We start from the raw sequence: 24,002 nt of genomic DNA, 5'->3' as shown, positions 1-24,002 counted from the left end.
CCACCCCACGAAGGAGACAGCCATGACGGCAACCCCCGCGTCCAGCGCAGCCACGCCCCCGGTCGTCGACCGGGAGACCTGGCTGCGCGAGCGCAACGAACTGCTGGTCCGGGAGAAGGCCCATACCCGCGAAGGAGACGCGATCGCAGCCGCTCGTCGTCAGCTGCCGATGACCTTGATGCCGACGGTGACGGTCCAGGGCCCCGGCGGGGACACCCCGCTGGTGGAGGTTTTCGAGGGCCGCCGGATGCTCATCGCCTACTTCCACATGTGGCACGACGGCAAACCGTACGGGGATCAGTGTGAGGGGTGCACCTTCTGCACCTGTCACATGCAGATGCTGGACTACCTGCATGCCCGGGACGTCACCTACGCCGTGTTCTGCCAGGGCCCCTACGACGAAAGTGCCCCGTTCGCGGAGTTCATGGGCTACCCGTTCCCCTGGTATTCGGCGAAAGACTCCGACCCGGCTCTGGCCGACGGTCGCGACTTCGGGTTCATCGCCTGCTACCTGCGCGACGGCGACCAGGTCTACGAAACCTACTGGACCACCGGGCGGGGCGTGGAGGCGTTGACGACCAGCTACCACGCCTTGGACCTCACGGTGTACGGCCGGCAAGAGAACTGGGAAAACTCACCCCAAGGTTGGCCGCGGGTCAGTGGTCACCCGTGGCGGCTCAACGGCCGCCCCACCGCCCAATGGTCACGCCCCGGCGTTACGACGGCGGTGACGTCCTGACGCTCGAGATGATCATGCTCGGGTCGGCCGCGGTGTCGGCCTGCTGCTGCGTCGTGCCGCGGGCGGGCGCGTCCCGCAGGGCCCGGATGCTCGCGGGTGCGATGGTGGCTGTCATGGTCGCGGTGACCCTCGACGCCGCACCGGTTGTGCAGTACGCGGGCGCGCTGCTGCTCCTCGCCTTCGCGGTGGCACTCGTCACCAGCGGTCCGACCGAGCGCGGCTCGGAGGTGGAGTGGCACCGTACGGCCGGGGCCGTGCTCATGGCGCTCGCCGTGCTGATGCATCAACACGGCGGGTCGATGGCTATCCACCACATGGCCGCCGGGCCCCGGATGGACCACGGCACCGTCACCGGCCATGACGCGGCGCTCGTGTTGCTACGCGCCGCCACGGCGGCTTACCTCTGCTGGATGGCGGCCGCACTCGTCCGGCTGCGCAATCGACCGATCACGGACCTGCTCCGTTGGGAGCACCTGACCATGGGGGCAAGCGTCGCGGCCATGATCTTCTTCATGAGCTAGCCGAGTAAGCCAGCCGGCAGATCAAGTGACGTTGGAGTGCTAGGCGAAACTGAGGCCCTCGGCCCGGACGCGTTTGAGTTCGGAGAAGGCTCCGCAGGCGGCGAGCAGACGGGCGCCGTCGAAGACGCGCAGAGCTTCGTCCCCGCGCGGGATCGAGGTCAGCACGGGGCCGAAGAACGCCACGTCGTCGACCACGACCGTCGGGGTGCCGAGGTCCTCGCCCACGAGTTGCTGTGCGCGGGCGGTGCTCGCCCGCATCCGCGCGTCGACGTCGCCGCGCTGGGCGGCCCCGGCCAGATCGGCGGGTAGGCCCGCCTCGGCCAGGGCCGCCGGGATGACGGCGTCGAAATCCTTGTCGCCCTCGTCGTGGATCCGGCGGCCGAGCGCCGCGTACAGATTCGCCAGGGCGGTGGGACCGTGTTCGGCGGATACCGCCGTGCACACCCGCGCCGGCCCCCACGCCCGGTCGTTGAATTCGCGGTACCAGGGCTCCAGCTCGCGATGCTCGTTGATCACCGCGAGGCTCATCACCTCGAACCGCAGATCGATCGGACGCATCCGCGCCACCTCCACCAGCCAGCGCGAGGTGATCCAGGCGAACGGGCAGGACGGGTCCACGTACGCCGTGACCACCAACCCACCGTCGAATTTATCTTCCATGGAAGAAAACTTACCTTCCGTGGAAGGTAAGATGCAACAGTGGATGGCGACCGGATCACCCAGATCGTTTGTCAGTGGCGACGTGAGCGACCGGACCTCGACCCCAGCCCGCTGCTGATCATCGGCCGGATCCAGCAGCTTGCCGCCCTCCTCGACACGGCCCTGCGGCCGCCGTTCGCCGCCGCCGACCTCGGCAACGGTGAGTTCGACGTGCTCGCGGCGCTGCGTCGGGAGGGTGAGCCGTACGCGCTCACGGCCGGGCAGCTCAGCCAACGGATGCTCGTCACCACCGGGGCCGTGACAAAACGGGTGGACCGGTTGGTCGCCCGAGGGCTCGTGTCACGCTCGGTGGTCGAATCCGACGCGCGCGGCAGAGTGGTGGCGTTGACCCCCGCCGGAATGACGTTGATCGACCGGCTGATCGAGGAGCATCTGGGCAACGAGGCGAGCATCCTGCGTGGCCTCACCGACAGCGACCGCGCGGCGCTCGAGCGCCTACTGGCGACGTTGACCCGCGCCGTGGGTGCCTGAGTCATCCTTGCTCAGGGTGCGCTGATGGCCAGGATGGCGGTGTCGTCGGTCAGACCGGCGCCGAAGGTGCCGAGCAGCTCGGTGACCGCGGCGACGGCGGTGGTGGCGTTGGTGGGCGCGATGGAGTGGGCGAATCGGGCGAGGGCCGCCGTTCCGTAGCGGCCATCGGCAGTCTCGCTGGTGGCGGAACGAGCCTCGGTGAGTCCGTCGCTGTAGAGAAGCAACGTGTCACCGGGGTTCGCCACGACGGTTGCGTTCGTGTATCGGGAGTTCGGAAAGGCCCCGACGATACGGCCCTTCGTGGGGTGGTAGTGGACCGAGCCGTCGGCCTTCAACAACAGTGGTTCGGGGTGCCCACCGCTGGCGATGACGGCGGTGAACCCGCCAACGGTCGGCGTGGGTGTGAGGATGCCTGAGACAACGGTGCAGTAACGCGCGTCCTGGCGGTACTCCTGCCAGAGCACGGTGTTGAGGTTGCGCAGCGCGGCGGCGGGGTCGGGGTTGTAGACGGTCGCGGCCCGCAACGTGTAGCGGGCCAGGGCGGTGACGGCTGCCGCTTCCACGCCTTTGCCGCTGACATCGCCCAGGAAGAAGCCCCAGCGGCCATCCTCAAGGGGAAACAGGTCGTAGAAGTCGCCGCCGACTTCGTCGGTGGAGGCCGCCCGGTAGTACGCGGCGCTCTCCAGCCCCGGCGGGGTTTGCAGCACGGCCGGGAGGAGGCTGCGCTGCAGTTTGCCGACGAGTTGTCGTAGCCGTTCGTCCTCGCGTTCCGCGGCCCTGCGGGCATTGAGGAGCTCTCGTTCGTAGGAGCGGCGCATCGTGGCGTCGAAGATGGCCGTCCGGATGAGCTGCGGTTGCCCTTCGCTGCCAGCCTTGACGACGGAGGTGACGAGGACCGGCATGCGAGCGCCGTCCTTCGTGCGAAGGTCGAGGGCGACACCGCCGATCTCGCCCCGCATGGCAAGCATCGGCGCGAAGTGAGTCTCGTGGTAGATCCGGCCCCCGCCGGTGAGCAGGTCGCTGAAACGGCGCCGACCGACGAGTTCCTCACGTCGGTAGCCGAGCCAGGCCAGCAGCGTGCCGTTGATCTTCGCGATGGTGCCGTCCAGGCGGGTGGACAGGTGCCCGCAGGGCGCATTCTCGTACAGGTCTTCGGGGTCGTCTTCCAGCAACGCAGAGAACCCCACCTCGCTCGGTCGGGCGCTTCCGTCATCGCTGGGACCGGGGCCGTGCGGATCACGCCCCCCAGTGGCGGTCATCGGTAGGCGGCCCTGACAAACGACGTGATCGCCGCAGCCGTCGCTTCCGGCGCGCTCAACTGCGGGCAGTGCCCCGTCGCATCCAGTGTGACGAGCTGACTACCGGCGATCTGCGCGTGCACGAACGCACCGACCTCGGGCGGCGCGATGGCGTCCTGAGCACACTGCAGAATCAGAGTCGGAACGCTCACCGCGGCGAGGTCCGCACGGTTGTCGGACAGGAACGTGGCACGGGCGAAGACCTGCGCCATCGCGGGATCCGTCCGGCAGAAACTGGCCGTCAGCTCCTCGCCCAACTCGGGCCGCTCCGGATTGCCCATGATCAGCGGCGCCATGCTCGACGACCAGCCGAGGTAGTTGCTGTCGAGTGACTCCAGCAGGTCGTCGATGTCGTCGCGGGTGAAACCGCCCCGGTAGGTCTCGTCGTCGATGTAGCACGGTGACGGGGTGACCAGGACCAGCCCGGAGAAGCGATCCGGTTCGCGGTTCGCCGCGAGGACCCCGATGCTGGAACTGACCGAGTGCCCGACGAAGATCGGCTGCTGGAGGTCCAGGTCCCGGCAGATGCTGAGCACGTCATCGGCGTATCCGTCCAGGGAGGCGTACCGGTCGGCGTCCCAGGCGGCCGGGTCAGCCTTGCCGGATCCGACGTGATCGAACAACACCACCCGGGCCCACTGGCCGATCTCGCTGACGACGTGACGCCACATGTGCTGATCACAACCGAAGCCGTGCGCGAGCACGACGGTAGGGCCCTCCGCACGACCGGCCAGCCTCACATTGTTGCGGTCCCACACACGCATTCACCTATCCTCCACCACCCGCACCTCGGGAACCAAGCGCCAGCTCAGCCGGGTGATCGCCGGGTGACACGGACGGTCGGGCGAACCCGCCGAGGGGCGGGTCGCGCCCTCGGATAGCTTCTGCGACGAGAGCCCGGATGAGCGCACCGGCGGCCATCGCCGTCGCGTACATCAGCGGCACCGCAGCCGTCGCGACCACGCCCGCGCGCACCGGATGGAACCCGATCAGCCCAAGGTCACCAGACCCGGACCACGGGCTTCAACGACGTCCTGCGGGACCCCCGCTCACTCTCCCGATCATCCGCTGCGTGCGGTCTCCGGACCGGTGTCACGGGCTCCACGGACCGCGATGAGCGCCACTCCGGCGCTGAACACCAGGGCCGCGCAGACGGCCGCGCCGAGGTCGTACGGCGGTCGAGCGGGCCACAGCCACGGCGTGGTCAGCGCCGGCCCGTGCCACTGCGTGTACAGCGCGTAGAGGGAGATCACGAGGTAGGTGGTAGGGCCGGCCCATGCCTGGGCACCGCCGAGCAGGGCGGCGCACAGCAAGCCGATGCCGACCAGCCCGGCCAGGTTGCGCAGCACCTCTACCGTGCCGCCGGCCAGGTGTGCACCGGCTCCAGCGACGGCCAGGGCACCGACGGCGGCGACGGTCAGCGCCAGCGTGGTGGACAGCCGCAGCAACGGTAGCCAGCGTCCGGTGACGCGTTCCGGCTCGCCGAGCAGACTGGTGGCGGTAACCGCGATGGCCACGGCGCAACCGGTCTCGAAGATCAGCGGCAACTGCAGCGCTCCGTACGCCTCCCACTGCCACCGCAGGGCTACCCGCAGTCCGACGGCGCAGGCCGCCACCACCGCCAAGGCCGCCGGGACGCGGCGACTGTCCAGGTGCAGGCGAGCCAACCGCAGCGCCGCCCGCATCGCCCCACCCGGCGCCACCACGTACGGGCGATGACGGGTTTCGCCCCCGGTCACGGCAGTTGCTCCAGGGTGAGCTGGCCCGCTCGCAGCGCCGCGACGTGCTCCACGAGCCACGCGTGCCGAGCAGCGGCCGGCAGCGCGGCGAGCCGCTGTGCCGCCGCGGCGGCGGGACTACCGGGCGCCAGGGTGGAGGTGCCGAGGATGGCCTCCGTGACCGCCTGCTGCGCGGGACTCGCGTTGCGGCCACCGCCGACGACGCTGTTCACGATGCTCTGGAGGGCGTCCACACGTAGCTCGGCAACAAATTCGGCGGTGGCCGTCTGGTGAGGCAGGAGCAGGTGGAACACCTGTGGTGTGCCACTCGTGGGAGGCCCAGCCCGACTGATGCTGACGCGGTTGTCGGGCCCCTGTTCGTATCTCGCGGCGGCCTGGCTGATCCGCACCGGCGCGCCGGGCAGGCCCGCCAGTTCGGTGAGCACCGGTTCGAGGGCTGCCGTCACGGAGGGCAGGTAGCCGGCGGAGGCGGGGTGCAGACAGACCGGGATCGGGGTGTGGTTGCAGACCGGCGTGTAGCGCAGCGGACGGTCGTCGCCTTCGTCGTGCAGTAGCGGGATGGCGATCATGCCGTGGGCGTCGAGCCGGCCGGTGCCCGCCAGCGCAACCGCGGTTGTGGTCGTCAGCAGCCCGGCCGCGGTGACGACAGCCGCGCACCGACGTAGCCGTCGTCCGCCGGCGTCGCCGGGTAGGCCGAGGGTGCCCAGCAGCGCCGCGGTCAGGCCGGCGAGGAACAGCACCTGCGCGATGGGAAGGTCGGGCAGGTAGCGGTAGAAGGTCGCCACACCTGTGTCGGGCCCGATCTCCCAGGGGCCGGCCACCAGCGGCGAGATCTGCCAGTACGAGTCGTCGCCGTGAATGAACTGCAGGCTGATCTGCAGCGCGAGGAACACGCCGATCGCGACCAGCGGGGCGGTGAACCGGCTGGGGCGGAGCACCCCGGCCGCGAACCCGAGCGCGGCGAACGCCGGCATGCTCACGACGCCCACCACGGCCGGCCACCACAACGGCCCGCCCCAGGCGCCCTGCCACGCGGTCACCCCGTACAGGACACCCCCGCAGCCCAGGTAGGCCACGATCGCCCAGCAGGTGGTCGCGGCCCAGGTCGCGAGCTGGCGCGACCACCGAGGCCGGGCCGTACCGATCAGCAGGTCGGTCATGCCGTGGCGGCGCTCCCTCCAGCCCAGCCAGGCGGCGGCGCCGACCACCGTCGGTGCGAAGACCGACAGGGCGGTCGTCTGCATGGACATGGCCCGGACGTTCCACAGCGGCGGGTACGCCATGCTCGGCCGGTACGTGATGAACCAGAACAGCGTGGCGACCAGCGGCAGCATCCACAGCATCACGCTGCGGCGCATTTCCAGCCGCAGCAGCCCACTCGTCGCGGTGAGCGCCGGGAGCGTACGGCGGGTCGTTTCGTCCGGCACTGGCACGACTACCGATCCGGTGCTCATGTGCGCGCCTGCGCCAGCACCGCGCTGTAGCCGCGCTCAAGAGGAGCATCGCCGGCCGCGGTGGTTCCCTCGGCGCGCGCGGCCAACTCCTCCGGCGTGCCCTGGAAGACGATCTTTCCCCGGTCCATCAGCGCTACCTCGGTGCATGCGGCACCGACATCCTCGACGAGGTGCGTGCTGACCATGACGGTGGCGCGCTGCCCCAGGTCGCGCAGCAGAGCCCGGAACGCCACCCGCTGCTCGGGATCCAGGCCGGCGGTCGGCTCGTCGAGCAGGAGTAGTTCGGGATCGTTGACGATGGCCTGCGCGATCCCCACTCGGCGCAGCATCCCACCGGAGAGCGTACGTAGCTTCGCCGTCGCCTTGTCGCCCAGGCCCACGCGCTCGACCGCGGCGGCGACCGCGTGGTGCACGCGCGTCGGCGGCATCTCCTTGAGCAGTGCGAAATACTCGACGAACTCCACGACTGTGAACCGCGGGTAGTAGCCGAGGTGCTGTGGCACGTAGCCGAGCCGGCGCCGGATCTCCCGGCGCTGCCCGTACTGGCCGGGGTCGCGGCCGAGCAACCGGATCCGACCCGAGGTCGGTGAGATCACCGTGGCCATCATCCGTAACAGCGATGTCTTTCCCGCCCCGTTCGGTCCCAACAGGCCGAACACCCCCGGGCCGGTCCGCATCGTCACGCCGGCCACGGCCTCGGTGCGGCCGAAGCGCCGGGTGAGATCCTCGATCTCGACGTTCATGACGTTCCTCTCGGTGTCCGGGTCGAGTAGACGACGATCGCCGCACAGCAGGAGGCGAACGCCAGGTAGGCAGGCCACAGCGCGGTGTCGGTGACCGCGGTGGTGAGTCGGCCGGCGGCCACCTGCCCGGACAGGACGGTGACCGTCCAGCCGAGCAGCCCCGCGGCCACGCCCACGTTCGCCGACCGGGCGACGGTCGCGGCGGCGAGGGCCAGCGCGCACACCGCGGTCATCGGGACCAGCCAGCCGAGCGTGACCGTCGTGGCCGATCCCGAGGCGGCCGAGGCGGCCAGCCCGAGCGCCGCGTTCACACCGAACACCGCCAGCGCCCGGACCAGCAGCACCATGCGATCGCTGACCGCCATGCTGCACGACAGCTCCCACGCGGGGTCGATCCCCGGGCCGTAGGCGAAGGCGATGCCCACGGCGGCGACCGCGGGAGCGAGGAGGGCCACGTACGGCGTTCCGGTGCTCAACGTGGCGAGCAGTCCGGCGAGCAGCACCACTGCCGTCGCGATGACCCACCCGAGCAGCAGGGACGGCGTCGTCACCAACGCCCGGGCCAGGCCCGGCGAGCGCAGCAGATGCCCCGCAAGCCGCTCCACCAACCCGGGACGGCGACGCCACACCTGCGCGGCAACCCCGACCCAGACCCGAGCGAAATCGACGTCGTCTGGCACAGTGCTCCGTTCCCGGCGCTCCTGGGCCTGGCGCGTCCCGTCACCGCTGGTCATTGCCCACCTCCGTCGCGGGCCGGCTCGTGGCGCCGCAGAGCGGCGCGCATCAACCGGCGAATCTGGTACGCGCGGCTCTTCACCGTCCCCGCGGGAACACCCATCAACTCGGCCACCTCAGCCACGGACCTGTCCTCGACGTACATCAGCCGCCAGGTTTCGCGTTGCAGGCTGCCCGCCGGCCCCAACACCTTCACCGCGTCGGCGAGCTCGACCCTGGACAGCGCCGCGTCAGCCGGGTCCGCGACGTGTCGGTCATCGGTGTCAGCCAGGGCGGCGAGCAGCAGTTCGGGTCGCCCTCGTCGGCGCAGCCACAGCGCGGCCTGTCGGCGGGCTATCCCCCACAGCCAACCGCCGGCACCCTCCCCTCGGTACGCCGCGGCTCCCCGCCAGGCGGCCAGAAAGGTCTCCTGCAGGACGTCCTCCACGTCGGGAGGTGGCAGCGCCGCGCGCAGCCGAACAGCAAGCCACGGGGCGTGCCGCGCGAACAGCTCCCGCAGCGCGCTGTCGTCACCGCCGGCCATCGCAGCGATCAGATCGTCATTCTCCATCGCCACTACTGTTGCGCTTCGGCGCGGATCGGTTCACTGACCATCCAGGCGATGTGGGAACCGGGACCCGACCCTCCCGGGGTGCTGTCACCCCCGTCGCGGTGTGTTGAGGGCCGGGGTGCGGGTGTCCGGCAGGCGCTGTCGCTGATCGTCGGACCCGGGCGTTCGTCGTGATCACTGGTGGTGGTGACAGCGGCGGTGCTCGGGACCGGGATCTTCCGTCGGTGCCAGGTCGAGCGTCGGCCGCGTTTCGCCGCTACTCGGGGGCGCGAAGCGCCTGCCACAGCTTGCGGTAGAAGTCGGCGTACGTCCGCTCGACGTGTGTGGCGAGCCGCCTCGTTTCCTCGTGCCGGGCGGGGAGCTGGTTGATGGGTACGCTCATCGCGGCATGGTGCTCGATGTGCAGGTTGTTGCCGTTGGTGTACCAGGTGCTCAACCAGCTACCCCGGATCGAACGGGTGTTGTGGAGCACGTTCGTCGTCTCGGTGTCGCAGAGAATGTGCTCGGGCAGTTCGACGAGAAAGTGCATCGGCACGGCGGCGACGACCGGCAGCACCCAGAGCAGCAGCACGTACTCGCCGAGACCGGCGAGGGCCAGACCGGCGGCGGCGAGAACCGCGACGCCCAGGAGCAGGTGCTCCTGCACGACGTGCCGCCGCATCTTCGGGCTGATGTCACCGAACTCGTAGTTCCACCGGCCGGCCGCGCTGCGGACGACGTCGCGTAGCACGACCAGGACGCGGTGGTAGTCGAACGAACCGCGCAGCAGCGTGGCGAGCGTCAGCGGTCGGCGCGTGTCGAACCCGAAGAACTCGGTGTCGTGCGGGGTGCCCAGATAGCGGTGGTGCTGCAGATGCCGTACCCGGTAGTGGCTGTAGACGACGAACAGTGGGAGGCCGAGTGGCACCCCGACCAGGCGGTGGGGCCAGGCCCTGCGGAACGCGGAGTGGTGCAGCACCTGGTGTTGGAGCTCGACCGCGTGGGTGTACATGGCGGCCAGCAGCAGCACGCCTGCGACGACCGCGACCGGCTCCGGGCGCAGGGCGAGGGTGACCCCGGCCGCGGTGATCAGGGCCAGGACGCCGAGCTTGCCGAGGAAGACACGCTCGTCGGCGCCGGTGGTGCGGGCGCGGGCGAACAGCAGGGTGGGCGCGGGGGTGGGGACGGACGCGGGCGCGACGGTGAGCGTCATGGTTCTTCCTCGCAGGCGGTGTGGGCGGGATCAGCGGCCGCTGAGCAGGACGACGTGGGTTCCGGTCAACGCGGTGCCGCGGGCGTGGGCGAGCAGCCCGGCCAGGGCCACCGAGCCGGCGGCGGTGGGTTGGGCTCCGTACCCGGCGAGCAGGTGCCGCGCGGTGAGCAGTTCGTCGTCCGTGGCCGCGTGCACGGCACCGCCGCTGGCTCTGATCGCGTCGAGGGCCTCGGGGCCCTGTAGGGCGTGCCAGTTGACGAGCGGCTGGTTGTGGTCGGTCGTGGTGACGCCGTCCGGGTCGAGCATCCGGTACGGTCCCGGCCAACTCGTCACCAGCGGGTTGTTGCCGGCCGAGCCGACGCCGTGCAGCGGCACGTCCCACCCGAGCTGACCCAGCGCCCTGTGTACGGCGATGATTGTGGTGCCGTTGCCGACCGGGATCCACAGCGCCGCCGGCGGTTCGTCAAGCTCGGCGTGCAGGGCGTGGGCGACGGTGCCGTGGCCGGTGAACACCGCCTCGACGTAGGGTCCGTCGACGTTGCCGTCGATCGCGCCGTCGAGGGCGGCCAGTCGCCTGGACTCGTCGACCGCGTCCTCGTAGCTGCCGTCGATCAGGTGCACGTCCGCGCCGGCCGAGCGCATGAAGGCGCCGCCGTCGCTCCAGCCGGCGGGCAGCACCACGGTGCAGGGCATGCCGATGGCACCGCAGGCCATGGCCATCGCGCGCCCGTAGTTGCCGCAGGTGGCGATGACGATGCGCCGTCGACCTTCGGCGATCGCCCGGGCGACGACCTGGCGTGCCGCCGGTTCCTTGTGGCTTCCGGACGCGTACCGGGTCTCGTCCTTGACGAGGATCCGGGCGCCGGGTACGAGGTCCCGCGCGTCGATCAGGGGGGTCCCGTACGCATCGATGGGATGCTCGATGTGGGTGTCGACGGACACGTGGCGGCCTTTCGCGAGGGAGGGTGTCAGCGGGCGGTGGGCAGGGCGGCGTCGGCCGCGCGCTGCAGGTCGTCGCGGGAGCCGATCTCGGCGGGTGGCAGGGCGTCGGGCAGGTCGTCCTCGAGCAGGCGCAGCCGGCGGTCGAGCCAGCCCCGCACGGCCCACGCGAGTTGCAGCAGGCCACTGACGGTCACCAGCAGCGCGAGTCCGCGGCCGGGGCCGGTACCGAGCACCTGACCGACGCTGCCGGCCAGAGCGCCGCCGGGTTCGAGCAGCGGCTGGACGTACCGTTCGGCGAGAGGGCCGACCACTAGGTAACCGACCGGCATGGTGAGCATCATCAGCGAGATGAAGATCGACAGGATGCGGCCCTGCAACTCGAAGCCGACCTTCGTCTGCACGACGGCTATCCAGTGACCCTCGGCGAGCGACTCGCCGAAGGTCAGCAGGAACATGCCCACGATCACCCAGGCCGGGCCGGCGCCGAGCCCGACGACTGTCATCGCGATGCTCGCCAGGCCCATGAAGAGGATGAGGCCGTGGGCGCGGCGGACGGTTCCGCCCCAGACGCCCATGACGACACTGCCGGCGAGCCCCCCGACGCCCCCGGCGCCCAGGGCCAGACCGAGCACCGCCGGGCTCTGCTCGATGAGCAGCATCGGGGTGATGACGGCGAAGCCGAGCGTGTAGAAGGCATGGTCGACGATGAAGAACCGCAGTGCGGCCCGCAGGCCGGGGCGGCGGACGATGTAGCGCCAGCCGTTGGCGATCTCGGTGCGGAACGTCTCCTCCCGCCGGCGGAACATCAGGTTCGGGAACCGTACGAGCAGGAGGGACAGCACCCCGGCGGCGAAGGTGGCGGTGTCGATGAGCAGCACGCCGGAAACGCCGACGGTGGCGATCAGGCCGGCGCCGAGCAGCGGGGCGAACACGGTGCCGACCGAGACACCGAGCTGGTTGATGCCTGTGGCGTGCCCGAGGAACCGCTTGGGCACCAGTTGGGCGACGGCCGCGAGGTAGGCGGGCCGTTGGAACGCGCCAGCCATCGAGGTGACCGACACCGCCAGGTAGATCTGCCAGAGTTGCAGGCCGCCACCGGCGAACACCACCAGGGCCAGCAGCACCATGGACAGGCCCGCGACGGTGTCGCTGGCGAGCATCACCCGTCGCCGGTCCCAGCGGTCGGCGACCGCGCCGGCGACCGGCCCGACGAGGATGCCGGGCAGCAGGCCGATCGCGTTGACGACGGCGAAGTCGGTGAGGGATCCGGTGCGTTGGAATACCCAGATGCTGAGCACGAGAGCGCTGAGCCCACTGCCGATCATCGACAGGAACTGACCGGCGGCGACCGTCGCGAAGCGCGCGAGACTGGGCGCCGGCCCCGCCTGGTGGTTCTGGTGCACCGGTTCGGTCGTCGCGCCGCCCGCGAACGCCACGAGTTCGGCGGCCAGCGGCCGCGCGTGCGACTTGACGAAGAAGTGGCCGGCCTTGGGCAGGACCGCGAGGCGCACACCGCCCGCTCCGAAGTGCTCCCACTCGTGGAAGCGCTCCTGGTAGTGCTCGGTCACCCGGTCGCGCGAGCCCACGACGGCCAGTACGGGAGCCTTCAGTTTGGCGGCCTGCCCCCCGTAGGCGGCGGTGAAGAACTCCTCGGCGTCGCGGGCGTCGTGCCGGACGTTGCGCAGTACGAACGCCTGCTGCTGCGGGTCGTCCACATCGGTGAAGCCGCCGCGGCCCCGCAGGTAGGCCAGGTACTCGCGGTCCGAGGTGAACGCGTCGGCCGGCACGAACCGGTAGAACAAGTCGAAGAGCCGTCCCGGCAGCCGGGCTGTCGGGAAGCCCGCACCGAGCGCCACACCGGCGAGCTCGACGCCCGCCTCCTCGGCGCGCCGCGCGATCTGCATGGTGACGGCGACGCCGAGGCAGTGGCCGTACAGCAGCACCGGTCCGCTGATCTCCTGTAGCTCGACGAGCACCCGCTCGGCAACCTCGGCCGAGGGCAGCAGCGGCTCGTCGGGGCGGGCGTAGTCGTGCCCGGGCAGCTCGACGGCCAGCAGTGCCCAGGCGGATGGCAGCGCGTCGGCAAGCGGCTGGTAGGCGACCGCGCTGCCACCGGAGTACGGGACGGCGACGACGGTCATGCCACCGGCGGCGAGGTCCGCGTCGCGTGGGGTGAGCCGGTGCAGCATCCGCCGCTCGGCGGGCGGGCTCTCCGCGCGGCTGTCGAGCAGTGCCGCGAGTCGACGTACGGTCGGTTGCTGGTAGAGGTCGAGCAGCGTGGGCGCGGGCGTGATCTGCCGGACCACCTTCAGCGCCGCGAACGAGTCCCCGCCGAGGGCGAAGAAGCTGTCGTCAAGACCGATGTCGGCGACACCGAGCACGGCGGACCACGCCTCGGCGATCGCCCTCTCCCGTGGTGTCCCCGGCGCGGGGCCGGTCGCGGTGGCACCGGTCTGCGGCGGCGCGGGCAGACGGCGCCTGTCGAGTTTGCCGTTGGGTGTCAACGGCAGCGCGCTCAGGGTCAGCACGCGGGCGGGGACCATGTGCACGGGCAGGGTACGGCCCAGCGCGTCGCGGAGCGCGGCCTCCTCGGCCTCCTCTCCGGTCGCCGTGACCACGTATCCGATCAGCCGGGCGACACCCGAGGTCGGGGTGTGCACGGCTACCGCGCACGACGCGACGCCCGGCAGGGCGCCCAGCGCGGCCTCCACCTCACCCAGCTCGATCCGGTAACCGTTGACCTTGACCTGGTCGTCGAGGCGGCCGAGGAAGTCGACGGTGCCGTCGGCGTGGAAGCGGGCCGCGTCGCCGGTGCGGTACATGCGGGCCCCGGGTTCGGGGGCGTACGGGTCGTCGACGAAACGTTCGGCGGTCAGCTCGGGTCGGCTGTGGTATCCGGGGGCGACACCGGCTCCACCCAGGTACAGCTCGCCGACGACACCTGCGGGTACGGGCTCGCCGTGGGCGTCCAGCACGTACACGCGGTTGCGGGGAAACGGGCGCCCGATCGGCAGCGGCGCCTCGGCGGGCAGGTGCGCCGCCGAGCCGTCGAACCAGACGTTGTCGACTGTCACCTCGGTGACGCCGTACGCGTTCACCACCCGGCCGTGCGGCCCGACCAGTCGGCGGGCCAGCTCGTACTCGTGCACGTGCCACTTCTCGCCGCCGCCGATGAGCATCCGCAGCCAGGCAAGGCCGGCGCCGGTGCGGTCGGCGTGCGCGAGCAGCCCGCGCAGCACGGCCGGGACCAGTTCGGTGCACTCGACCCGTTCGGTGCGCATCAGCTCGTACAGCTCGGCCGGGTCGAGCAGCGTCTCCCGGGGCACGACGACCAGCCGCCCGCCGGTGGTGTGGGCCCGCAGCGTCTCCCCGACGAACATGTCGAAGGAGAAGCTGGCCGCCTGCTGGTACGTCCATTCCGGACGCAGGTCGTAGGCGCGCTGCCACATGTCGGCGGCGTGCACCAGGTTGCGGTGGGTCACGACGACGCCCTTGGCCTTGCCGGTGGAGCCGGAGGTGTAGATGACGTACGCCGGGTCGTCCGCCGCGGCGGCCGGCGGCAGGTCGCTGCCGTCCTGCGGCAGCGGGTCCCGCAGGTACGCGGCGTCGACGAGCACGGCTGCGCCGCTGTCGGCGAGCATGTAGTCGAGCCGTTCGCGCGGGTAGGCGGGGTCGAGCGGCACGTAGGCCGCGCCCGCCTTGAGCACGCCCCACATGGCGACGAACAGGTCGAGGCCCCGGTCCAGGCAGATCGCCACCCGGTCGCCGGGTTGGACACCTGCGGCCCGCAATCGCCGGGCGATGCGGTTGGCCTGCGTGTTCACGTCGCCGTAGCTCATCGTGTCGCCGCGGAACGTCAGCGCCGGCGCGTCGGGGGTGGCCGCGGCGTGCCGTTCGAACAGCTCGTGGATCGTCGTCGCGTCCGGCACGGGTGCCGCGACGTCGTTCCAGTCGTGCAGGATCCGGTGCCGCTCCTCGGCGGTCAGCAGCGGCAGGCGGAGCACCTCGGTGCCCGGGTCGCTCGCGGCGGCGGCCAGCAGGGTGAGCAGATGGTCGGCCAGCGCCGCCACCCGTGCCTCGTCGAACAGTTCGGTGGCGTAGTCGATGGTCAGCAGCGGTCCGTCGGCCGGGAAGTCCAGGCCGACGGCGAGGTCCACCATGGTGGCGGCGGGCGCGAGCTCCCCGGTGTACCTGATGGCCGCGTCGCGCGGCGCCGGCGTGTTGTGCACGGTGAGCATCACCGGGCTGACCCGGTTCCGGTTGCCGCTGGCGGGGCGCGCCAACGCGTCAACCAGGTCGGGCAGGGCGAGCGTCTGGTGGTCGAGGTCGGCCAGGACGGCGTCGCGGGCCCGCGCGACGAGCTGGGCGAACGTCGGTGCGCCGGCCACGTCGCCGCGCAGGGGCAGGATGTTGAGCAGCGGCCCGACCAGGGCGTCCTCGCCCGCTCCGGTGCGCCCGGCGACCGGAGTCAGCACTGTCACGTCGGTTCGGCCGGTGTAGCGGGCGAGGACCGCCTGCATCCCGGCCAGCACCACCATGAACAGGCTCGCCCGCTCGCCTCGCCCGTAGGCGCGCAGCCGCTCCAGTAGCGCGGGGTCGACGTGACGGGTCAGCCGCGCGGCGGCGAAGGACCGGGCCACCGGGCGCGGCCGGTCGGCGGGCAGTTCCAGGTCGAGGTCCGCGTCGACGAACCGCTGTCGCCAGTACTCCCGCAGCTCGACGTCGGAGCGGGCGGCCGCGTTCCGCGCCGCCAGATCGGGAAGCGCGACGGCAGGGGCCAGGTCGGGCTCCGCACCGGTACGGGCGGCCCGGTACAGCGCGGCCAACTCCTCCCCGACGACAGTGGCGGACCAGCCGTCGAACACCAGATGGTGCACGACCAGAACCAGCTCCGTACCGTCGGTGCCCAGGTACGCCCGCGCCAGCGGCCCGGCGGCGAGGTCGAACGTCGCCGTGACCGGCTCCCCCTGCACCAGCTCGAGCAGGGCCTCGGAGCCGATCACCATTCGCGGCTCGGCACCGTCGTCGGGAAACCGGGCGCGCAGCAGTGGGTGTCGGCGAGCCAGCGCGGTGAGGGCTCGGGCCAGCGCGGCGGGGTCGACCGGCTCGGCGAAGCGGTAGCGGATGCCCAGGGTGTGCGCGGGCAGGTCGGCGCAGACCTGCTCGGCGACCCAGAAGTCCCGTTGCAGTGAACTCAGCGCCACCGCGGCGCCCTCGGCCACGGCGACCGTCTCGGCCGCCCCGCCGGTGCCGGCGCTCGGGACGAGGTTCGCGACCTCCGCCAGGGTGGGCGCCGCGTACAGCCGGCTCAGCGTCAGCTCCACGCCGTGCTCGTGCCGCAGGGCGCTGATCATCCGTACGGCGTCGAGCGAGTCGCCGCCGAGCGCGAGAAAGTCGTCGTCCTGGCGTACCTGTGGGATGCCGAGCACCGCCGTCCAGATCCGGGCCACCGCGCGCTGTGCCGGGGTGAGGCCGGTGTCCACGACCGGACCGTCCGGGACAACCGCGGCCAGCGCCCGTCGATCGACCTTGCCCTGCACGGTGAGCGGCAGGCGGTCGTGGCGCACCAGAGCCGCCGGGACCAGGTACGCGGGAAGCACCTCGGCGAGGGCGGCGCGGACCGCGGTCAGGTCGATCCCGCGGGCGGCCACCACGTGCCCGGTCAGCCGCGCCTGGCCGCCCCGCTCACCGAGCACCACGACGGCGTCCCCGATGCCCGGCGCGGTCCGCAGCGCCGCCTCGATCTCCCCCGGCTCCACCCGGAAACCACGGATCTTCACCTGCTCGTCGAGGCGGCCCAGGAATTCCAGCGACCCGTCCGCGGCTCGGCGCACCCGGTCCCCGGTGCGGTACTCGCGGCCGGTGGGCCCCGGCCGGAACCGCCCGGTGGTCAGGTCCGGCCGGCGCAGGTACCCGGTGGCGACCTGGGCCCCGCTGATCGCCAACTCCCCGGCTTCACCGTCGGCGGTCTCGGCACCGTCAGCCGCCAGTACGCGACAGGTGACGCCGGGCAGTGGGTGCCCGATCGGGACCGCGTCGCCGGACCAGCCGGTCAGGTCGGCGACGGTGGCGACGACTGTGGCCTCGGTCGGCCCGTAGGTGTTGAGCAGCCGTACCCCGGGGCCGGCGGCGCGCTGCCACCGGCGCACCGCGTCGGGCCGCGCGGCCTCACCCCCGATGATCGCCAGCCGGACCGTGGCGGGCACTGTCGCCTCGGCGCGGTCCAGGGCGGCGACCAGGTCGTGCCAGTACGCGGTCGGCAGGTCCAGCACGGTGATGCCGAGCCCCGCGCAGCGGTCCAGGAACAGGTCGGGGCGACTGATCATGTCATCGTCGCGCAGCACGACGGCCGCCCCGCAGGTGAGCGCCGGGAAGATCTCCTCGACGCTGGCGTCGAAGCTCAGCGACGCGAACTGCAGGACGCGGTCGGCGGCGGTGAGCTGGTAGCGCTGCCGGGCGGCGGCGCAGAACGCGGTGAGCGCGGACATCGGCACGACCACGCCCTTGGGCCGCCCGGTCGACCCGGACGTGTACACGACGTACGCCGCTCCCGCGCCAGCCGCTTCGGGTGCTTCCGTTGCGAGCAGGGGGTCCGTCGCGGCGACGCCGTCCGGGGTGATGACCGCCCGGGGCCTCGCGTCGGCGAGGATGAGCTCCTGACGCGCCGCCGGATAGGCCGGGTCGACTGGCACATAGCCCGCGCCCACCCGCAGGACCGCCAGCATCGCCACGACCGCGTCCCGGCTGCGCGGCATACACAGCCCCACCAGGTCGCCGCCCGACACCCCGGCCACCGTCAACTCCGCGGCCCGCTCCTCGACGCGGGCAACCAGCTCCCCGTAGGTCAGGTCACCCGCGCCGTCGACCACCGCCGCAGCCGCCGGCCGACGCCGGGCCTGCGCGACGATCGCCTGCCACAGTGGACCCTCCCCCACCGGCGAGGTGCGGATGTCGATGGCCTGACTCATGAAGGGCTCCCGGGTGTCGCAGACAGCGAAAGGCGTGCCGGCGCAAGACCCTAGGGACCAATTGAGGTTCGCGGATGAACACCGGCCGACGCCCGGAAGGACCTTGATCACGGGCGCGTTCACCTGGTGAACGCCACGGCCCACCGGCCAACGCTGCCGCCGCCTGCGGGAACACCGGTGACGTGGACCGGTTGCGATGAACTGCGCGTGAACTCGCCGGCGCAGGAGGAGTCGCATGACCGATTCGAGCGCCGGTGCGAACGTTCACCACGGCCCTCGTGATCGGCCGGGCGGCAGGTCACCGTCGATCGTTCGCGCAACGGGTCGCTGTGGTGGTGGACACGAAGCCGTTGTTTGACCGTCACTTCCGGCCGGGTGCGACGTAGCGTTGAGGGCTGCCCAGGGCGGTCCGCATGCCGCGCGCCTGGTCGACGCCGATCCGCAGGACGAGAATGGTGAACGCCGGGTGCCCGTGACGAGTGAACTTCAGGTGGTCGCGCAGTCGCCGATCGCTGCCGCACCGATGATCCCTGCGGTGTTCCGATCCTCCCCGTCCTCGGTCCGCCGCACGCTTGTCGACATCCTCGACGACTCCGTGCGCGCCTACGCCGACGCGGGTGCGCTCGACAGCGGTGCCACGGCACTGACGTACCGCGACCTGGCCGACGAGGTCGAGGCCGTCCGGAGGTTGCTCGCCGGACACGGCATCGGTGTCGGCGACCGCGTGGGCGTCCGGATCTCCTCCGGTACGGCCGAGCTGTACCTGGCGATCCTCGGCGTTCTCGCGGCGGGCGCGGCCTACGTGCCGGTCGACGCCGATGATCCCGAGGAACGCGCCGAGCTCGTCTTCGCCGAGGCGGGGGTGGTCGCGGTGCTCGGTGACGGGTTGGCGGTGTCGCCGCGCCGTACCCCCGCAGGTCGGATCGGCCGGCCCAGCCCGGACGACGACGCCTGGATCATCTTCACCTCCGGCTCGACGGGCACCCCGAAGGGGGTGGCGGTCAGCCACGGCGCGGCGGCGGCCTTCGTGGACGCCGAGGCGCAGTTGTTCCTCGCCGACGAGGCCAACGAGGCGATCGGCCCGCAGGACCGGGTCCTGGCCGGGCTGTCGGTGGCGTTCGACGCGTCCTGCGAGGAGATGTGGCTGGCGTGGCGGCACGGCGCCTGTCTGGTGCCGGCCGCGCGGTCGCTCGTCCGCAGCGGTGTCGACCTCGGCCCGTGGCTGGCCGAGCAGCGCATCTCGGTGGTGTCGACGGTCCCGACGCTCGCCGCCCTGTGGCCGGTCGAGGCGCTGGAGGAGGTCCGGCTGCTGATCTTCGGTGGCGAGGCCTGCCCACCGGAGCTCGCGCAGCGCCTGGCGGTCGAGGGCCGCGAGGTCTGGAACACCTACGGGCCGACCGAGGCGACAGTGGTCGCCTGCGCCGCGCGGATGACCGGCGAGGGACCGGTACGCATCGGGCTGCCGCTGGCCGGCTGGGAACTCGCCGTGCTCGACGCCTCCGGCGCTCCGGTGGCGATGGGTGAGACCGGCGAGCTGGTGATCGGCGGGGTGGGACTCGCCCGCTACCTGGACCCGGCCAAGGACGCCGAGAAGTTCGCGGCGCTGCCCGCGCTCGGCTGGCAGCGGGCGTACCGCAGCGGTGACATCGTCCGGGCGGAGCCCGAAGGGCTCCTGTTCATCGGCCGCGGTGACGAGCAGGTGAAGCTGGGCGGACGCCGGATCGAGCTGGGTGAGATCGACGCCGCACTGCAGGCGCTGCCCGACGTCGCCGGTGCCGCCGCGGCCGTGCGGCGCACCGCCGCGGGCAACCAGCTGTTGGTGGGGTACGTGGTTCCGCACGACGCCGTCACCTTCGACGCCGCGACGGCGGCGCTGCGGATCCGTGAACAGCTACCGGCCGCGCTCGTACCGCTGCTGGCCGTGGTGGACGCGTTGCCGACCCGGACATCCGGCAAGGTGGATCGGGCCGCGCTGCCCTGGCCGCTGGCGACCCCGCAGGACACCGCGGGCGAGCTGACCGCGACGGAGGAGTGGCTCGCCGGCGGTTGGGCGGAAATCCTGGGCGTACGCCCCACCGAGGCGGACGCGGACTTCTTCACCCACGGCGGCGGCAGCCTGAACGCGGCGCAACTGGTGGCGTGGATCCGGCGCCGGCACCCGAGTGTGTCGGTGGCCGACATCTACCTCCACCCGAAACTGTCGCGGCTCGCGGCCGTGCTCGACGCGCTCGACACGACGGCCGCGACGCGCCGGGAGGTCCGGCCGACGCCGAGGCGCGCCGGGCTGATCCAGGCCGCGATGATGGTGCCGATGCTCGCGCTTGTCGGGCTGCGCTGGCTGACCGTACTGGCCGCCCTCGGCAACGTCCTCGTCCTGCTCGCGCCGGCACCCTGGGCACCTGTCGTGTCCTGGTGGTGGGTGGCGCTGGGCTGGCTTCTGCTGTTCAGCCCGCTGGGCCGGATCGCAGTGGCCGCCGCCGGAGCGCGACTGCTGCTGCGCGGGGTACGCCCCGGCAGCTACCCGCGCGGTGGCGGGGTGCACCTGCGGCTGTGGGCCGCCGAACGCCTCGCCGAGCTGAGCGGCGCCACAAGCGTCGCCGGAGCTTCCTGGATGACCACCTACGCCCGGGCGCTGGGCGCGTCTGTCGCTCCCGATGTCGACCTGCACTCCGCGCCGCCGGTCACCGGCCTGCTGAAACTGGGCCGCGGCGCGGCGATCGAGCCAGAGGTCGATCTGGCCGGCCACTGGGTCGACGGCGACGTCGTCCATGTCGGTAGGGTCCGCGTCGGCGCGGGCGCCCGGGTGGGTTCGCGCAGCACCCTGATGCCCGGCGCCCGGATCGGCAAGGGCGCGCGCATCGCCGCCGGCTCGACCGTGACCGGTGCCGTACCGGCGAATCAGCGCTGGGCCGGCTCACCTGCCGCACCCGCTGCCAAGGATCGCGCCGAATGGCCCGGTCAGCGGCCCCCGCGAACGCGACTTCGGTCCCGTGGCTGGCCGATCGGGTACGCGCTGACCGCCCAACTGCTGGGGCTGGTCCCGGTCGTGGCCGCCCTGCCGGCAGTCGCCCTGCTCGGCTGGACGCTCGCCGTCCGACCGACGGTCGGCGCGGTGCTGGCCGCCGTCGCGGTGGCGACAGTCGCCTACGTGGTGGGTTATGCGCTGCTGATCCTCGGGGCCGTCCGGGCGCTCAGCGTCGGCCTGCACGCCGGGTACCACCCCGTGCAGGGGCGGGTGGCGTGGCAGGTCTGGACGACCGAGCGGCTGATGGGGATGGCACGGGTCGGGTTGTTCCCGCTCTACGCCAGTCTCTTCACACCCGTGTGGTTGCGGCTGCTGGGCGCCAAGGTGGGGCGCGGCGTGGAGGCATCCACCGTGCTGGCACTGCCGGCGATGACCACTGTCGCCGACGGGGCCTTCCTGGCCGACGACACCATGGTCGCCACCTACGAGCTGAGCCACGGGTGGTTGCGCGTCGCCCCGGCCCGCATCGGTAAGCAGGCATTCCTCGGCAACTCGGGAATGGCGGCACCGGGGCGTTCGGTGCCCAAGCGCGGGCTTGTCGGCGTGTTGTCGTCGGCGCCGTTCAAGGCGAAGAAGGGCTCGTCGTGGCTCGGCGCGCCGCCGATGCCGCTGCGCCGGACCGTGGAAGCCGCCGACACCAGCCGCACCTTCGACCCGCCACTGCGGCTGAAGCTGGCCCGCGCCGCGATCGAGCTGTGCCGGATCGTTCCGGTGATGTGCGCCGGCGCCCTGGCGGTCGGCGTCCTGGCCGTGCTCGCGGTCGTGTGGCGGGCTGCCGGGTGGTGGGCGGCGGCGCTCACCGCCGGGCCGGTGCTGCTGGGTGCGGCGATCGTCGCCGCCGCCATCGCGACGGCCGCGAAGTGGCTGCTGGTCGGGCGCTTCCGGGTCGCCGAGCGGGCGCTGTGGACCTCCTTCGTGTGGCGCAACGAACTCGCGGACACATTCGTCGAGGTCCTCGCCGCGCCGTGGCTGGCCCGTTTCGCGACCGGCACGCCTCTGCTGACGGCATGGCTGCGCACGCTCGGTGCGAAGATCGGCCAGGGCGTCTGGCTGGAGACCTACTGGCTGCCCGAGTACGACCTGGTGCGGCTCGGCGACGGTGCGACGGTGAACCGCGGTTGTGTGGTGCAGACCCACCTGTTCCATGATCGTGTGATGAGCATGGACGAGGTGACACTCGGCGCGGGAGCCGCGCTGGGCCCGCACGGCATCGTCCTGCCGGGCGCGAGCATCGGGGCGCGGACCACGGTCGGGCCCGGATCGCTGGTGACCCGCGGCGACGCCGTGCCGTCCGACAGCCGATGGTTGGGTAACCCGATCACCACCTGGCCGGCGCCACCGGCACGGTCGGCGTGAATCCGAAGGCGGCGTCGGGCGGCGCGACGCCCGGCGCCAGCCGCTCCGGTGACTCCTACCTGCCCGAGCACGGCAACGGCGGCTACCGGGTGCGGCACTACGACCTCGACCTCGACTACCGGGTCGTGTCGAACCGGCTCGCCGGCCGGGCCGACATCACCGCGGTGGCCGTACAGGCGCTCTCGCGGTTCACTCTCGATCTCGGTCGGCTCCGCGTCCAGGACGTCCGGGTGGACGGGCGCCCGGCGAAGTACCTGCACCGCCAGGACAAACTGCAGATCAAACCCGACCGGCCGATCGACGCCGGCGACACGTTCCGGGTGGAGATCCGGTACGCGGGAAAGCCGGTGCCCATCTCCGGCAGGTGGGGCGAGCTGGGGTGGGAGGAACTCACCGATGGGGCGCTCGTGGCCAGCCAGCCGAACGGATCGCCGTCGTGGTTTCCGTGCGACGACCAGCCCGCCGCCAAGGCCACCTTCCGGGTGGCGGTCACGACCGCCTCCCCGTACACGGTCCTGGTGACAGGTGATCCGGTGCGCCAGCGCCGGGGCGCGGGCAACACGACCTGGGTGTACGAGCGGCGCGAGCCCACCTCGCCGTACCTGATGAGCGTCCAGATCGGACGCTACGAGCTGGTGGACCTGGCTGTCGGTGAGGTGGTGCAGCGCGCCGCGGTTCCGCCCGCGCTGCGCCGGAACGCCGCCCACGACTTCGGCCGGCACGGCCAGATCATGTCGGCGCTGCAACGACTCTTCGGGCCCTACCCCTTCCGGGAGTACGTCGTCGTGGTCGCCGACGACGACCTCGACGATCCCGTCGAAGCGCAGGGCATGGCGGTCTTCGGACGAAACCACGTCGACGGGCGGCGCACCCACGAGCGGCTTGTCGTGCACGAACTGGCCCACCAGTGGTTCGGCAACAGCCTCACGGTGGCCGACTGGCGGCACATCTGGCTCAACGAGGGCTTCGCCACGTACGCCGAGTGGCTGTGGTCGGGCGTCTGCGGCGACCTGCCGACAGACGCCCTGGCCGCGCAGTGGTACGCGTGGATCGCGGATCGCCCGCGAAACGTCATGGTCGCCGATCCCGGCGTCGACCGGATGTTCGACCCGCTTGTCTACAAGCGTGGCGCGCTCACGGTGCACGCCCTCCGCAAGAGGGTGGGTGACGAGTCGTTCTTCGCGCTCCTGCGAGCGTGGGTCGCCGAGAACCCACACGCGACAGTCACGACCGAGCAGTTCCGGCTGCACGCCCAACGCTTCGCCCGCGAGCCCCTGGACGGCCTGTTCACCGCCTGGCTCGACAACCCGACGCTGCCCCCGTTGCCCCGCTGACCACTGACGCGGTGATCGCCGCGGTGGTCCGGTTGGCCTCCGGGCCCGGCCGCCGTGCCCCGCCGGAGCTGCCCGGAGACGGCACAGATCGCGCAGTCGTCGGGCAGGCCGAGGTCGCCGTGAAGGTCACCGCACGGTTCGGGCGCGGATTCCCTTTGTCCAGTCCGAGTTCACCGCGTCTCTCTACCTTGCCCTCGGATCACTACCGAGACGTG

The 24,002-nt window shown here is 71.9% G+C and carries 16 protein-coding genes; 5 read left to right on the top strand and 11 right to left on the bottom strand.

Going from position 1 to position 24,002, the window contains the following annotated elements:
• The first annotated feature begins 22 nt into the window (after positions 1-22).
• Positions 23-739: a DUF899 family protein gene (locus AB0F61_RS28605; protein WP_357815778.1), complete on the top strand. Its 717-nt coding sequence runs from the start codon at positions 23-25 to the stop codon at positions 737-739.
• Positions 700-1,260 (top strand): hypothetical protein, encoded by a 561-nt coding sequence (locus AB0F61_RS28600; protein ID WP_357815775.1) that lies wholly within the window; start codon positions 700-702, stop codon positions 1,258-1,260. The genes AB0F61_RS28605 and AB0F61_RS28600 overlap by 40 nt, the downstream gene beginning before the upstream one ends.
• Positions 1,261-1,299: 39 nt before the next feature.
• Here the strand turns inward: AB0F61_RS28600 and AB0F61_RS28595 are convergent, their stop codons facing one another.
• Complete coding sequence (locus tag AB0F61_RS28595) at positions 1,300-1,920, bottom strand: disulfide bond formation protein DsbA (RefSeq protein ID WP_357815772.1); 621 nt, start codon at positions 1,918-1,920, stop codon at positions 1,300-1,302.
• Between the two features lie 39 nt (positions 1,921-1,959).
• Here AB0F61_RS28595 and AB0F61_RS28590 point away from each other — a divergent pair, with 39 nt between their 5' ends.
• Positions 1,960-2,451 (top strand): MarR family transcriptional regulator, encoded by a 492-nt coding sequence (locus AB0F61_RS28590; protein ID WP_357815770.1) that lies wholly within the window; start codon positions 1,960-1,962, stop codon positions 2,449-2,451.
• Between the two features lie 11 nt (positions 2,452-2,462).
• Here the strand turns inward: AB0F61_RS28590 and AB0F61_RS28585 are convergent, their stop codons facing one another.
• The 10 genes from AB0F61_RS28585 to AB0F61_RS28540 all read right to left on the bottom strand — a co-directional run bounded on the left by AB0F61_RS28585 (position 2,463) and on the right by AB0F61_RS28540 (position 18,072).
• Positions 2,463-3,623 carry a SpoIIE family protein phosphatase gene (locus AB0F61_RS28585; RefSeq protein ID WP_357815767.1) on the bottom strand — a complete coding sequence of 387 codons (1,161 nt, stop codon included), beginning with the start codon at positions 3,621-3,623 and terminating at the stop codon, positions 2,463-2,465.
• A gap of 83 nt (positions 3,624-3,706) precedes the next feature.
• On the bottom strand, positions 3,707-4,513 hold the full coding sequence (locus AB0F61_RS28580) for an alpha/beta hydrolase (RefSeq protein ID WP_357815764.1): 807 nt from the start codon (positions 4,511-4,513) through the stop codon (positions 3,707-3,709).
• 297 nt (positions 4,514-4,810) lie between these two features.
• Positions 4,811-5,488 carry a hypothetical protein gene (locus AB0F61_RS28575; RefSeq protein ID WP_357815761.1) on the bottom strand — a complete coding sequence of 226 codons (678 nt, stop codon included), beginning with the start codon at positions 5,486-5,488 and terminating at the stop codon, positions 4,811-4,813.
• Positions 5,485-6,921, bottom strand: a complete 1,437-nt coding sequence (locus AB0F61_RS28570) for a hypothetical protein (RefSeq protein WP_357815758.1) — start codon at positions 6,919-6,921, stop codon at positions 5,485-5,487. The genes AB0F61_RS28575 and AB0F61_RS28570 overlap by 4 nt, the downstream gene beginning before the upstream one ends.
• Before the next feature lie 17 nt (positions 6,922-6,938).
• The gene (locus AB0F61_RS28565) at positions 6,939-7,619 is read right to left on the bottom strand and encodes an ATP-binding cassette domain-containing protein (protein WP_357815837.1); all 681 of its coding nucleotides are present in this window, start codon (positions 7,617-7,619) and stop codon (positions 6,939-6,941) included.
• A gap of 62 nt (positions 7,620-7,681) precedes the next feature.
• Positions 7,682-8,419, bottom strand: a complete 738-nt coding sequence (locus AB0F61_RS28560; RefSeq protein ID WP_357815755.1) for a hypothetical protein — start codon at positions 8,417-8,419, stop codon at positions 7,682-7,684.
• Positions 8,416-8,970: an RNA polymerase sigma factor gene (locus tag AB0F61_RS28555; protein WP_357815753.1), complete on the bottom strand. Its 555-nt coding sequence runs from the start codon at positions 8,968-8,970 to the stop codon at positions 8,416-8,418. Before AB0F61_RS28555 ends, AB0F61_RS28560 begins: the two co-directional genes overlap by 4 nt.
• Before the next feature lie 256 nt (positions 8,971-9,226).
• Positions 9,227-10,162 (bottom strand): fatty acid desaturase, encoded by a 936-nt coding sequence (locus tag AB0F61_RS28550; RefSeq protein WP_357815750.1) that lies wholly within the window; start codon positions 10,160-10,162, stop codon positions 9,227-9,229.
• A 30-nt stretch (positions 10,163-10,192) separates the two neighbouring features.
• Entirely contained in the window at positions 10,193-11,104 is a 912-nt protein-coding gene (locus tag AB0F61_RS28545; RefSeq protein WP_357815748.1) for a pyridoxal-phosphate dependent enzyme, read from the bottom strand.
• 26 nt (positions 11,105-11,130) lie between these two features.
• Complete coding sequence (locus tag AB0F61_RS28540; protein WP_357815745.1) at positions 11,131-18,072, bottom strand: amino acid adenylation domain-containing protein; 6,942 nt, start codon at positions 18,070-18,072, stop codon at positions 11,131-11,133.
• Positions 18,073-18,595: 523 nt separating this feature from the next.
• On the opposite strand from AB0F61_RS28540, the gene AB0F61_RS28535 reads away from it, so the two are divergent.
• Together AB0F61_RS28535 and AB0F61_RS28530 are read left to right on the top strand one after the other, a co-directional pair.
• The gene (locus AB0F61_RS28535) at positions 18,596-22,453 is read left to right on the top strand and encodes a Pls/PosA family non-ribosomal peptide synthetase (protein WP_357815834.1); all 3,858 of its coding nucleotides are present in this window, start codon (positions 18,596-18,598) and stop codon (positions 22,451-22,453) included.
• Complete coding sequence (locus tag AB0F61_RS28530; protein WP_357815742.1) at positions 22,450-23,787, top strand: M1 family metallopeptidase; 1,338 nt, start codon at positions 22,450-22,452, stop codon at positions 23,785-23,787. Before AB0F61_RS28535 ends, AB0F61_RS28530 begins: the two co-directional genes overlap by 4 nt.
• Positions 23,788-24,002: the final 215 nt, after the last annotated feature.

Source organism: Micromonospora sp. NPDC023888 (genome assembly GCF_040639415.1).
GTDB lineage: Bacteria > Actinomycetota > Actinomycetes > Mycobacteriales > Micromonosporaceae > Micromonospora.
Note: the sequence above shows the minus strand (reverse complement) of the source record. Positions and strands in the feature narration are given on the sequence as shown.